12 protein-coding genes are annotated in these 11,648 nt (G+C 60.0%); 6 read left to right on the top strand and 6 right to left on the bottom strand.

The genetic code is table 11. From position 1 onward, the window contains the following. Positions 1 to 135 precede the first annotated feature (135 nt). The gene (locus M9827_RS22810) at positions 136 to 465 is read left to right on the top strand and encodes a hypothetical protein (RefSeq protein WP_250607241.1); all 330 of its coding nucleotides are present in this window, start codon (positions 136 to 138) and stop codon (positions 463 to 465) included. A gap of 58 nt (positions 466 to 523) precedes the next feature. Here M9827_RS22810 and M9827_RS22805 read toward each other — a convergent pair whose 3' ends face one another. Then, positions 524 to 937, bottom strand: coding sequence for a VOC family protein (locus M9827_RS22805; protein ID WP_250607240.1), 414 nt, complete (start codon positions 935 to 937; stop codon positions 524 to 526). 222 nt (positions 938 to 1,159) lie between these two features. On the opposite strand from M9827_RS22805, the gene M9827_RS22800 reads away from it, so the two are divergent. Further along, the gene (locus M9827_RS22800) at positions 1,160 to 2,971 is read left to right on the top strand and encodes an ABC transporter ATP-binding protein (protein ID WP_250607239.1); all 1,812 of its coding nucleotides are present in this window, start codon (positions 1,160 to 1,162) and stop codon (positions 2,969 to 2,971) included. On the opposite strand, the gene M9827_RS22795 is transcribed toward M9827_RS22800, so the two are convergent. From M9827_RS22795 to M9827_RS22785, 3 genes are all read right to left on the bottom strand, one after another. Continuing rightward, the gene (locus M9827_RS22795; RefSeq protein WP_250607238.1) at positions 2,968 to 3,912 is read right to left on the bottom strand and encodes an alpha/beta hydrolase; all 945 of its coding nucleotides are present in this window, start codon (positions 3,910 to 3,912) and stop codon (positions 2,968 to 2,970) included. The genes M9827_RS22800 and M9827_RS22795 overlap by 4 nt on opposite strands. A gap of 112 nt (positions 3,913 to 4,024) precedes the next feature. Next, positions 4,025 to 5,023, bottom strand: a complete 999-nt coding sequence (locus M9827_RS22790; RefSeq protein ID WP_250607237.1) for an NAD(P)H-quinone oxidoreductase — start codon at positions 5,021 to 5,023, stop codon at positions 4,025 to 4,027. A 61-nt stretch (positions 5,024 to 5,084) separates the two neighbouring features. After that, a complete protein-coding gene (locus M9827_RS22785) occupies positions 5,085 to 6,284 on the bottom strand; it encodes a YbfB/YjiJ family MFS transporter (RefSeq protein WP_250607236.1) in 1,200 nt (399 codons plus the stop codon). 111 nt (positions 6,285 to 6,395) lie between these two features. Here M9827_RS22785 and M9827_RS22780 point away from each other — a divergent pair, with 111 nt between their 5' ends. Beyond that, a complete protein-coding gene (locus tag M9827_RS22780; protein WP_250607235.1) occupies positions 6,396 to 7,271 on the top strand; it encodes a LysR family transcriptional regulator in 876 nt (291 codons plus the stop codon). A 181-nt stretch (positions 7,272 to 7,452) separates the two neighbouring features. Next, the gene (locus M9827_RS22775; RefSeq protein ID WP_250607234.1) at positions 7,453 to 7,938 is read left to right on the top strand and encodes a hypothetical protein; all 486 of its coding nucleotides are present in this window, start codon (positions 7,453 to 7,455) and stop codon (positions 7,936 to 7,938) included. Between the two features lie 49 nt (positions 7,939 to 7,987). On the opposite strand, the gene M9827_RS22770 is transcribed toward M9827_RS22775, so the two are convergent. Next, positions 7,988 to 8,710 carry a pirin family protein gene (locus M9827_RS22770; RefSeq protein ID WP_250607233.1) on the bottom strand — a complete coding sequence of 241 codons (723 nt, stop codon included), beginning with the start codon at positions 8,708 to 8,710 and terminating at the stop codon, positions 7,988 to 7,990. Between the two features lie 215 nt (positions 8,711 to 8,925). Here M9827_RS22770 and M9827_RS22765 point away from each other — a divergent pair, with 215 nt between their 5' ends. After that, complete coding sequence (locus tag M9827_RS22765; RefSeq protein ID WP_250607232.1) at positions 8,926 to 9,876, top strand: GlxA family transcriptional regulator; 951 nt, start codon at positions 8,926 to 8,928, stop codon at positions 9,874 to 9,876. A gap of 90 nt (positions 9,877 to 9,966) precedes the next feature. Next, positions 9,967 to 11,424 carry an ATP-binding protein gene (locus M9827_RS22760; RefSeq protein ID WP_250607231.1) on the top strand — a complete coding sequence of 486 codons (1,458 nt, stop codon included), beginning with the start codon at positions 9,967 to 9,969 and terminating at the stop codon, positions 11,422 to 11,424. On the opposite strand, the gene M9827_RS22755 is transcribed toward M9827_RS22760, so the two are convergent. Further along, on the bottom strand, positions 11,401 to 11,648 hold a 248-nt coding region (locus M9827_RS22755), incomplete at its 5' end, for a hypothetical protein (RefSeq protein ID WP_250607230.1). The two genes, M9827_RS22760 and M9827_RS22755, sit on opposite strands and share 24 nt — an antisense overlap.

Genomic DNA, 11,648 nt, shown 5'->3' with positions numbered 1-11,648 from the left:
GACGGGATTTCATTACGAAATCCCGTCGCCCTTTTTTTGGCCCGCAAAAAACTCCGAAAAGACGGCAAACTGCTGGCCCCCGGACGTTCGCTTCCCCGGCAAAATCGCCTTTTTTCAAAAGGTTAGGTGGGCTCTATGCGGACGATTGTCATCACCGTTGCAACGCTTTCCCTGGCTGTTTTTGCCACAGGCGTGCAGGCAAAAGAATTAAGCAAAAGCCATCGCTTTGCCTGTATCTGGGGCTCGGATATCGCTGCCGGTGCTCAGCAATCGAAGCTGTCAGGCGTCTCGCTGTATGGCGCGCGCAAACAATTGCAGGTGCGACGATTCCAGCAACCGTGGATGCGCATGACTGCGATGGGAATCACCGAGCAAACCTACAACAGCACGTCGAAGCTCAAGCCGGCAGCGGTCAAGCAGACCTATTACGAACAATGTGTACGCCACGAATTGGCCCAACGCTGAAGCAAAAAAGCCCGACCTGAACCGGTCGGGCTTTTTCATGGATGATGAAATCTCGGCGTCACTTTTCGCTTTCGCAATTGACCATCCACGACACGCCAAAACGATCGACCAGCATGCCGAAACGCGCCGCCCAGAACGTCGCTTCCAGCGGCATATCGATGCGGCCGTCCTTGGCCAGCGCGTTGAACACGCGTTCGGCTTCGGCAATGCTGTCGACGTTCAGCGAAATCGAGCAGCCACTCATGCCCTGAGTCGGGCGATCGGGTGTGGTGTCCGAGGCCATGATCATCTGATCACCCACTTTCAGGCAGGTGTGGATGATCAGGTTGTGGTGTTCTTTCGGCACGTGTTCGGCGGCGGGTGTTTCGCCGAATGTCATCAACGCTTCGAGCTTTCCTTGCAAGGCTTGCTCGTAAAAGGTGAAGGCCTCGCGGCAATCTCCGTTGAAGATCAGGTAGGGATTGATTCTCATGTCTCTGCTCCCGGCAGTCAGACGCGGAGCGTGGCGGGTGTCGCCGGGTTCCGCGTAGGGCGGTTAAACCATAGCAGAGCGTTGGACGCCGGAAAGGGCAGAGTCTCCCAGATGTTTTTGTTCTGAAAAGCGCGTCGACGATAACGCGCTCGTCGTGTGAAATTCGGTCGTGGCGCTGGAGTACCATGACGCACCGTCATCACCTGCAGAGTGCAATGCCCCATGCCTGATCTATCGCGTTTCACGTCCTTGTTCGATCAGGCGCAGCGAGCCTTGCGCTTGGTCTGGGGGACATCGCATGGCTTGTTTCTGGGGTTGGTGCTGGCAACGTTGGTGGCCGGGTTACTGCCGGCGCTGGCGGCGTGGTTGGGGCAGCGGATTGTCGATGCCGTGGTGGCAGCGATGCAGTTGCACGCGCAACACGGCAGTGCGCCGCTGTGGCCGGTGTTGCGTTATGTGTTGTTGGAGGCCGGGGTGTTGGCGCTGTTGTCCGGCACGCAACGAGCACTGTCGGTGCAGCAGTCTCTATTGCGGGTGCAGCTAGGGCAGAAGGTCAATACGCTTATCTTGGAGAAAGCACAGACCCTGTCACTGGTGCAGTTCGAAAACTCCGAGTTCTACGACAAGCTGGTGCGGGTTCGTCGCGAGGCTTCGACCCGGCCGCTGGCGCTGGTCATGAAATCGTTGGGATTGATTCAAAACCTGATCATGTTGATCAGCTTTGGTGTGCTGCTGGTGCATTTTTCACCTTGGGCGCTGGTGCTGCTGGTGGTCGGTGCGTTGCCGGTGTTCTTTGCCGAGGCGCATTTTTCCGGTGACGCTTTTCGTCTGTTCACTCGCCGCGCGCCGGAGAGTCGGCAGCAGAATTACATCGAAACCTTGCTGTCCCACGAAACCTACATCAAAGAGGTCAAGCTGTTCGGTTTTGCACCGCTGTTGCTGCAACGCTACCGCGACACGTTCGCCAGGCTGTATGCCGAAGACCGCCGCCTGACGTTGCGGCGCGACGGCTGGGGTTTCGGCCTCGGTCTGCTCGGTACCGCGGCTTTTTATGTGGCCTATGCCTGGGTGGTGATCGATGCCGTGCATGGCCAGATCAGTCTCGGCCAGATGACCATGTATCTGGTGCTGTTCAAGCAAGGCCAAAGCGCGGTGAGCAGCAGTTTGAGTGCGATCAGCGGCCTGTACGAAGACGGCCTCTACCTGACCAGTCTTTATGAATACCTGGCCGAACCGGTCCAGCTGGATACCGGCCACCTGACTGCCGGCGTCTGTCCGGGCGATGGTTTGCGTTTCGAAAGCGTCGGTTTCCGCTATCCGGGTGCCAGTCGGCCAGCGCTGGAAAACATTGACCTGCAACTGGTGCCAGGCCAGAGCATGGCGTTGGTCGGCGAGAACGGTTCAGGCAAGACCACATTGATCAAGCTACTGACCCGGCTCTATCGCCCGGATCAAGGGCGCATCCTGCTTGACGGCAGTGACTTGCAGGATTGGCAGGAGACCGCGTTACGTCGGCGTATTGGCGTGATTTTTCAGGACTACATCCGCTACCAGTTCAGCGTCGGAGAAAACATCGGCGTCGGCGATACCCTGGCGTTCAACGACGCGCAACGCTGGAAGGAGGCCGCCGACCAAGGCATGGCGGCGCCCTTTATCGAGGGGCTCGACAAGGGTTATGCCACACAGTTGGGACGCTGGTTTGCCGGTGGCCAGGAGTTGTCTGGCGGGCAGTGGCAGAAGATTGCCTTGTCCCGCGCGTACATGCGCCGTGATGCCGACATTCTGATTCTTGATGAGCCGACGTCCGCCCTTGACCCGGCGGCCGAAGCGGCAGTGTTCGAGCATTTCAGCCAACACAGCGACGGTCGCATGACGTTGCTGATTTCCCATCGTTTTTCCAGCGTGCGCAATGCCGACCACATCGTCGTGCTGCAACAAGGCCGGATTCTGGAGCAGGGCGGCCACGATCAATTGATCGCCGCCGCCGGGCATTACGCGCAATTGTTTGATTTGCAGGCTCGCGGCTACCGTTAAGTGTCGCGGCCGCTGCGCACGATTGCAGGCCCGGCCACCCGAGGGGCCGGTTTGCTCTGCATCAGGCTGTCGAGCGCCTTGCGGTAATTCTGTCCACCCAACGCCATGCTGTTGTTATGCGTCGCGCCCGGCACCAACAACAGGCGCTTGGGTTGTTGCGCGGCGTTGAACAGTTGCTCACTGAAGCGCGGCGGCACGAACGCATCGGCCAAACCGTGGACCACCAGCAGCGGCATGTGGATATCGGCAATCTTGTCGATCGAATCGAATTTCTGCGACAGCAGCCAGCGCACCGGCAGCGAAGTGTTGGCTACAGACGCGGCAACATCCGCCAGCGTAGTGAATGTGGACTCGATCACCAGCCCGCGCACCGGCAATGCAGAGTGATCGCGAGCGGCGGCCTGGCCGAGTTCTGCGGCCAGATCGATGGCCACGGCGCCACCGAGGGAGTGCCCGTAGATCAGACGTTTGGCCGGGTCCGGTTGCAGCAGTTTGAAGCGCTCCCACGCCACCCGTGCATCTTCGTAAACGCTGCTTTCCGACGGCAGATCACCATGGCTCTTGCCGAAACCTCGGTAGTCGATGGCCAGCACTGAATAACCCGCTGCGCGCAGTTGTTCAATGCGGAACAACTGCCCGGTGAGGTTCCAGCGCACGCCATGCAGATAGAGAATGGCCGGCGCATTGGCTTTTTCTGCCGGCCACCACCAGGCGTGAATGTTTTCCCCGGCCTTGAAACTCTTTGGTTGCAGATCGAGTTCCTGCACGCTGCCGGGCAAGCCGTGATACCAGCCGGCGGTGCCCGGTTCGATGCGAAACAACAGTTTACGTTCGGTGTGTTCGAGCACGGCACAACTGGTCGGCACGCCGATAATCAGCGCGGCCATGCAGGCAAACGCCAAACGGCGGCGTCGCAGACGCGTCATGAAGGACAGGAACATTAAACGTTTCACCCAGGCGCAGACAAAGAACGCTTTTTACCAGATGCCTGGGCCTGCGCGTGAGTTTTTCGACCACCGCCCCGGCGCAACGATTACCAAATGCTGCAAAGACTCACACGACCTGCAGAACGATCTTGCCGATATGGTCGCCAGCCTCCATGTGCGCGTGAGCCTGAGCGGCGTCGGCGAGTGGGTAAACCTTGTCGATCATCGGCAGGCAGCGCCCGGCGGCCAGCGCCGGCCATACGTGCTCTCGCAGTTGATCGGCAATCGCGGCTTTCTCGGCAGCGGTACGGGCGCGCAACAGCGAGCCGGTGATCACCGCGCGTTTGGCCATCATTGCCAGCAGATCAAAGTCATTGGCCCGCGCGCCGCCGAGGAAGCCGAGCATGACCAGTCGGCCATCCATCGCCAGGGCGCTGACGTTACCGTTGAGGTGCGAGCCGCCCATGATGTCGAGGATGACATTGACGCCCTGGCCTGAAGTTTTCTCGGCGATGACTGCCGCGAAATCCTCATCGCGATAATTGATCGCTTCGCCACCGAGATCGCGAATCGCGGCGCATTTGTCCGGGCTGCCGGCGGTGGCAAACGCTTCAATACCGAACTCGCGGCACAGCATCAGTGCGGTAGTGCCGATGCCGCTGGTGCCACCGTGAATCAAAGCGCGTTGACCACGGCTGGCGCCGCCGAGGCCGAACAGGTTGGCCCACACGGTGAAGAACGTTTCCGGGATCGCGGCGGCGTGCACCCAGTCCAGACCTTGTGGTATCGGCAGGGTCTGGCCAGCCGGGACTGCGCAGTATTCGGCATAACCGCCGCCGTTGGTCAGCGCGCAGACTTTGTCGCCCACAGCGAACTGACTGACATCGCCCCCGAGGGCCACGACTTCGCCGGCGACCTCCAGCCCGGGAATCGGGTTCATGCCGGGTTTCATCGGGTATTTGCCGGCACGCTGCAAAGCGTCCGGCCGGTTGATTCCAGCGGCGTGAACGCGGATCAACACTTCGCCTTCCGCGACGATTGGAAGCGGCACGCGTTTGGGTTGCAAAACCTCGGGGCCGCCGGGTTCGCTGATTTCGATTCGGGTCATTTCTTTGGGCAGGGACATATCGATTCCTGTTGGTATAGGTTCTGTAGATGGGAGCGTGCTGTGCAAACAATGATTCCCTTCAATTTGCGCAGCAGCGCGTTTCGACAGGGGCGGGCAGCCATTTCATGGCTTGCTCCAGCAACAGCGCCACGGCGATCGCGCCAGCGGCGATGACGAACAACAACGCATGGTGACCGCCACTGGCATTGAACAAGGCTGAATAGGCAAACCCGGCCAGCGCTTGAAACGTGGCGAACGACACTGTGGCGCGGCTCCAGGCAATTTGCTGGCGATGATGCTGCGGCACCAGCTCATGCACGCGGGCCAGGGCCAGCGGAACAATGCCGGGCGGAAATGAACCGAGAATCACCGCCAGCAGCGCCAGCACCACAAACGAGTGAGACATCGCCAGCAAGCCAAGGGCAATCGCTTGCACCACCAGCACCAGGCGAATGCCGGAACGTGCGCCAAGCTGATCGGCAAGAAAGCCATAACTCACCGGGCCGACAATCGCGCCCAAACCGTACATCACCCAGATCAGCGCGCCGACATGCGCCCCGTCGCCGAGTCCACGAGCCACGTAATCCACCAGAAACACCATGGCCGGCACCAGGCCAGCGGCCATGAAGGCGTATTGGGCGAACAGCAAATACACACCGCGCGGTGTCGGTTCAACGGGCGCCTTTTCCTGCGCGGCCTGTGGGTGCGGGAAGTCAGACGGCCAGCCGAACCAGCTCAGTGCTGTCAGCACCAAAGCCAAAGCCCCCAGGCCCAGCCATGTCGCTTGCAAACCCAGGCTCAACAGCGGCGGCACCAGCGTCCCGGAACCGGCAATGCCAAGACCGATGCCGAGAAAGATCGCACCGCTGGCCAACCCTTTTCGCGCCGCCGGCACATGCGGCAGAACTGTCGCGGCCACCAGCACCATGATCGCGCCACCGGCAATCCCCGACAGCAGCCGCCAGCCGAAGAACCAGCTCACCGACAACGGAAACGCACAGGCAAAAAATGCCGTCGTGACCACCAGCATCATCAGTCGCAAGGCATTTTTATTGCCGAGCTGGCGCGCTGTCGGCCGGCCGAGCAGGGCCCCAATCAGATAACCGACCAGATTGGCCGCACCGAGGTAGACCACATCATTGGCGCTGAACCACCGCGCCTCAATCAGCGAAGGGATCAATGGGGTGTAAGCGAAACGCGCCAGCCCGATGCTGACCAGGCTGGCGCAGAGGCCGGCGAAGATCGGCAGCCAGATGCCGGTGGAGGTTGATGTACGCATGATAGCGATCTCGCGGAAGGTTTATGGCGTCCAGCATATCGGCTATCGTTGCTGCGTTAATGCAGCGATTAAGCGGCGCTACGATGCGAATCTGCATCACTGGGAGGCAGCATGAATTGGGATGATGCACGGGTATTTCTGGCCGTTTGCCGCGAGTCGACGCTACGTGGTGCAGCGCGTGTGCTGGGGGTGGATCAGGCCACGGTCGGGCGGCGAATCACAGCGCTGGAAAAGTCCCTGAGTGCGACGCTGTTCCTGCGTACTTCCGACGGCTACGCGTTGACCGCAGTCGGTGAGGCGGCGCTCAAGAGTGTGGAGAAAATGGAGCATTCGGCACTGGAGCTGGAGCGGCAGATTCAAGGCCTGGACGATCGCCTGACCGGCACCGTGCGCGTCAGTACCACGGATTCGCTGGCCATCGACTTTCTGATCCCGGCCATTGCCTGTTTGCACAAGCAGCACCCGGACGTGCGAGTGCAACTGGATGCGTCCACGCAGATCCTCAGCCTGGCCAAGCGCGAGGCGGATATCGCGGTGCGCAACACCCGCCCGGACAACCCTGACCTGATCGCCCGGCGAATCGCCCGATGGCCGGTGGGGCTATTCGCTTCCCAGGCCTATATCGATGCCAATGGCGTGCCGCAGCCGGACACAGCATTTGAAGGGCATGATCTGGTGGTCTATCAACCGTATCTGCAAAGCAAAAAGGACCTGACCCTGGTGTCGGAGCCGCTCAGTCGCGGCCGGATCGTCGCCAGCCTCAGTTCCAGCCTGCTCGTGCGCCGTTCGATTGCAGCAGGGCTGGGTGTAGGAGAAATCCCGGTGTACATGGGCGAGCGCGATGGTCTGGTCAGGCTCTGGCCGGAGCGCACTCGACCATTGCCGTATGAAGTGTGGCTGGTGACCCACGCGGATCTGCGGCATACCGCGCGGGTGAGGGCGGTGATTGAGCAGATTGTCGACGTGTTCGCGTCGGAGAATGACTAGGCAGACGTTCTTTTGGCAGGGCTACAACCTCTGACGAAACAGCCTACATCAGAGGCAGAATCTCCCGGCTTGTCAGCGTTCTCGATGGGTCCTATTGTTTTCGTCAGCTCGGTGAGGGGCGTCGTGCTTTCACTGATGTTAATGCCAGGGACGGTAGCGTAAGAGCCAGGAAGGTGTCGCGTTGAAAACCACGGAATTCAGTCAAAATCCAGTCAGTGATCTATCGAGTAAAAGTCGGAATGCTCAAGCCATGAACGCTATAAGTCGTGAAGAATTCAATGCCAGGATAGAAACAATCGAGACCAGAATGGACGCTCGGGTCGAGCGTGTGTCGGCAAGAATCGATGCTTACCTGGTGACTCAGGCTGAGCGAGACAAGGCTCAAATGGAGAGGGACAAACGATACGATCTGATGTGGGACGGTGTACAACGAATCGCCGAAGAATCAAAAGAAGCCATCAAACACGCCTCGACAGTGAAGGCGCATTACTGGGCGACCACGGCCGTCCATTTTCTCGGAATGATCACCGTCGTCGTGGGGGCGCACTTCGCCAATCAAGCAGCGGTGTTAACCACTTTGCAGACGACACTCGCTGCGATCCAGATCGGCAAGGATATAAGTGCACCAAGGCCGGCTTCGCAACAAGTACCCGAATCTCCACAATAGAAAACGGCCTTCGAGGAAGGCCGTTTTTGGTGGGCATTGAAACACCGCATCATGGCATCTCTGGCAACTCCTGTGGCCGCAAGTCGAATACCAGCACCTCGGCATCGACACCGTTGCTCAAGCTCAGCAACTGTTCCTCGCGAACCCGCACGCCGTCACCCTCGTGCAATGGCTGGCCATTGAGTTCAACGCTGCCGCGTGCAACATGCACATAGGCGTAGCGGTTGGCTGGCAGTTGCAGTGTGGCGCTTTCCTTGCCGTCGAACAGGCCGGCGAAGACACGTGCATCCTGGCGCACTTTCAGCGAACCGTCGTTGCCGTCCGGCGAGATGATCAATTGCAGGCGACCGCGTTTTTTCTGTGCGCTGAAATGTTCCTGTTGATAGCGCGGTTTGGCGCCGCTGACATCCGGCACGATCCAGATCTGCAGGAAGTGCACCGGTTTGGTCGCCGAGTGGTTGAACTCGCTGTGCGCCACGCCGCTGCCGGCGCTCATCAACTGCACGTCGCCCGGGCGAATGACCGAACCGGTGCCGAGCGTGTCCTTGTGTTCCAGCGCGCCGTCCAGCACGTAGGAAAATATCTCCATGTCGCGATGCGGGTGCTGGCCGAAGCCTTTGCCGGCGGCAACGCGGTCATCATTAATCACCAGCAGGTCGGAGAAACCCTGCTCACGAGGGTTGCGATAGCTGGCGAAGGAAAAGGTGTGAAAGGACTTCAACCAGCCATGATTGGCGAGGCCACGATCGGAGGCTTTGCGAAGGGTCAGCATGATGAAATCTCCTTGCGGGACGTGAATTCGTCCGAGTGAGGAGAAGGTTACTGTTTACTGGATTGCGCAATAAGTAGGTGAAAATTGAAAGACTGTCCCTTCAAGGTTGACAGTTTTGCGATAGCCGTCACACAAAACTTTTGCGCTCAAACGGCTACAGTTGGCCATAATGTCTGGTCTGTATCATGTCTTTCTGATTTAAGTGATGTCTTCCCATGAAAACCGTGGCAATGGTGCTGTTTCCCGACTTTCTTCTGCTCGACATGGCCGGGCCATTGGAGGTTTTTTCGGTTGCCAATCGCTATCTGAAGCCCGATGCGCATTATCAATTGATCACCCTAGGCACCGAAGCCGGCCCGCTGCGAGCCTCCAATGGTGTGATGGTGCAGGCCGACCGGATCATTGGCGATGACACCGAGCGTTTTGACTTGCTGCTGGTGCCGGGTGGCCCCGGTGCCTACAACCAACAATTTCCGTCGTTGTTTGCCTGGCTCAAAGACGCAGTCCGGCGCGTCGAGTACTACGGGTCCATCTGCACTGGCGCCTTTGTTCTGGGGCACGCCGGTTTGCTTGACGGTTACCGTGTCACCACGCACTGGAATTACACCGAACGTCTGATCAAGGGATTCCCGAAAGCCCATGTCACGACCGATCAGATCTATGTCGAGGATCGCAATCTGATCACCTCGGGAGGCGTTACGGCGGGGATCGATATGGCGCTTGCCGTGGTCGCTCGCGATCATGGCAAGAAACTCGCGCAGGATGTGGCCAAAGTTCTGCTGGTGGTGATGAAGCGGCAGGGCGGGCAGGCGCAGTTCAGCCCGCTGATGGCTGCCGTGGCACCGCAGGAAACGCCGATCACCCGCGCGCAGAGTTACGTGCTGGAACACCTCGACGAAGCCTTCACGGTCGAGCGCATGGCGGCGATTGCCAACATGAGTGCGCGGCACTTCGCGCGAGTGTTTACCCGCGACATCAATATGACGCCCATGGAGTTTCTGCAAAGTGCGCGCATCGATTGCGCGCGAAATCTGCTGGAAACCAGCGATCTGCCCCTTAAAACCGTAGCTTACAAAAGTGGTTTCGGCAGTGTGCGGCACATGCGTTCGCTGTTCGCTGAAAAGCTCGGCCTGACGCCCGCGCAATACCGCGAACAGTTCAGCTAGAGCGCTGCTGTCCGTCTGGCGCACCCGTATGTCCGTGCTGCGTCCCGTGTAGCACTTGTCGCGTCATCTGAGGCTGCCAAGATAGCTGGCATGGATAGCCTCATCGATTTGAACGCGGCGTCGGTGCTGCATTTCGGCCCTTACGCCTTCCATCTGCGCCAACGGCTGATACTCCACGGAGATCGGCCACTGCGCATGGGCGGTCGCGCGCTGGACATTCTGCAGGTGCTGGTCGAGCGTGCCGGGCGAGTGGTCACGAAGGAGCAATTGATTGCCCTGGTGTGGCCGACGTCGGTGGTCGAGGAGATCAACCTGCGCGTGCACATCGCCGCGCTCCGGCGCGCCTTGGGTGACGGTGAAAACGGGCAGCGCTACATCGTTAACGTGCCGCAATGCGGTTACAGCTTTATTGCCCCGGTGCGCTGCGACCGCGTCGCGCAAGTGGCGTTCGAGGCCCTGCAAACGCCCCAGCATAATCTGCCGGCACGACTGACTTCGGTCGCCGGGCGCGATTCGCTGGTCGGCGGGCTGGTGCGGCAAATGCCGCTGTGTCGGCTGATGACCCTCACAGGCGCGGCCGGGGTGGGTAAATCCACTGTCGCGTTGCGGGTCGCGGAACTGCTGTTGCAGTACTACCGAGATGGCGTGTGGCAGATCGATCTGAGTTCGATCGACGACGACACAGCGCTGCTCGATCATGTGCTGCGCATCTTCGCAAGCGATTTGCCCGGACTGTCGACTCGCCATGCATTGCTGTTGCTCGATAACTGTGATCACCGTCGCGATGCCTGCCGAGCAGCGGTTGAAACGTTGCTTGAGGCCGCTCCCCGACTGTCGATCCTCGCCAGCAGCCGCGAGGCCTTGCAGGTCAGTCTGGAAACCCTTCAGTGCGTGCCACCGCTGACCCTGCCGAAACGCTCGGCAGGCGATTGCATCGCTGAAGCCATGGGCCATTCTGCAGTGCAGTTGTTTGTCAGCCGCGCACGGGCGCGACAGCACGATTTCCGCCTGCGCGAGCAGGATGTCAAAGCCGTCCTGGAGATCTGTCGCCAACTCGACGGGTTACCGCTGGCGATCGAACTGGCGGCGGCGCAGATCGATGCCTTGGCGTTGGTCGGCTTGCAGGCGCAAATCAGCAATGGTCTGCACGTGCTCAGCCATGGCCGACGCACCGCTGTACCCCGCCACCAATCCATGCAGGCGGCACTCGACTGGAGCTATCAACGCTTGAGCGCGCAAGAGCAACGCGCACTGCAGCGTTTATCGGTGTTCAAAATGGCGTTTACCCTGGAGGCGGCACTGGCGGTGATCAGTTGCCCGCAATTGGCGCCGTCGCGGCTTGCCGCGCTCATTGAAGGCCTGGCACGCCAGTCATTGCTGGTGGTGGAGCGGGGTGGCAGTGCTGGCCGATACCGAATGCTCCACACCACTCGCTGCTATGCCCGCGAGCAACTGGAGCGTAGCGGTGAAGGGATTGATCTTGAACGTCGTCATTCGCGTTATATCAGCCGGATTCGCCAAACCTCAGGCGTGCAGGTGCACGCGTAGTTCGTCGATGAGCAAGCGTACCTTGCGCAAGTCCGGGGTCGCATAGCCCTCGGTGAAGCGCTGGTAGATCGGCGTGAGCAAATCCAGCGCCTCCTGGCAGCGCGATTGGCGCTGCCAGAGTTGCGCCAGTGAGGTGGCACTGCGCAGTTCCCAGGCGAGCGCGCCTTGGCTGCGGGCGACGGTCAGGGATTGCTGCAGGAGTGCTTCGGCTTCCTGAAGAACCT

The organism is Pseudomonas sp. AKS31 (assembly GCF_023634765.1).
GTDB lineage: Bacteria > Pseudomonadota > Gammaproteobacteria > Pseudomonadales > Pseudomonadaceae > Aquipseudomonas.
This window is presented reverse-complemented; position numbering and strand designations above follow the sequence as displayed.

Bases quoted from the DNA above. Each gene is read 5' to 3' on its own strand.
- M9827_RS22805 (WP_250607240.1), bottom strand. From the start codon at position 937: ATGAGAATCAATCCCTACCTGATCTTCAACGGAGATTGCCGCGAGGCC.
- M9827_RS22760 (WP_250607231.1), top strand. From the start codon at position 9,967: ATGGATAGCCTCATCGATTTGAACGCGGCGTCGGTGCTGCATTTCGGC.
- M9827_RS22800 (WP_250607239.1), top strand. From the start codon at position 1,160: ATGCCTGATCTATCGCGTTTCACGTCCTTGTTCGATCAGGCGCAGCGA.
- M9827_RS22785 (WP_250607236.1), bottom strand. From the start codon at position 6,284: ATGCGTACATCAACCTCCACCGGCATCTGGCTGCCGATCTTCGCCGGC.
- M9827_RS22795 (WP_250607238.1), bottom strand. From the start codon at position 3,912: ATGTTCCTGTCCTTCATGACGCGTCTGCGACGCCGCCGTTTGGCGTTT.
- M9827_RS22790 (WP_250607237.1), bottom strand. From the start codon at position 5,023: ATGTCCCTGCCCAAAGAAATGACCCGAATCGAAATCAGCGAACCCGGC.
- M9827_RS22770 (WP_250607233.1), bottom strand. From the start codon at position 8,710: ATGCTGACCCTTCGCAAAGCCTCCGATCGTGGCCTCGCCAATCATGGC.
- M9827_RS22780 (WP_250607235.1), top strand. From the start codon at position 6,396: ATGAATTGGGATGATGCACGGGTATTTCTGGCCGTTTGCCGCGAGTCG.
- M9827_RS22810 (WP_250607241.1), top strand. From the start codon at position 136: ATGCGGACGATTGTCATCACCGTTGCAACGCTTTCCCTGGCTGTTTTT.
- M9827_RS22765 (WP_250607232.1), top strand. From the start codon at position 8,926: ATGAAAACCGTGGCAATGGTGCTGTTTCCCGACTTTCTTCTGCTCGAC.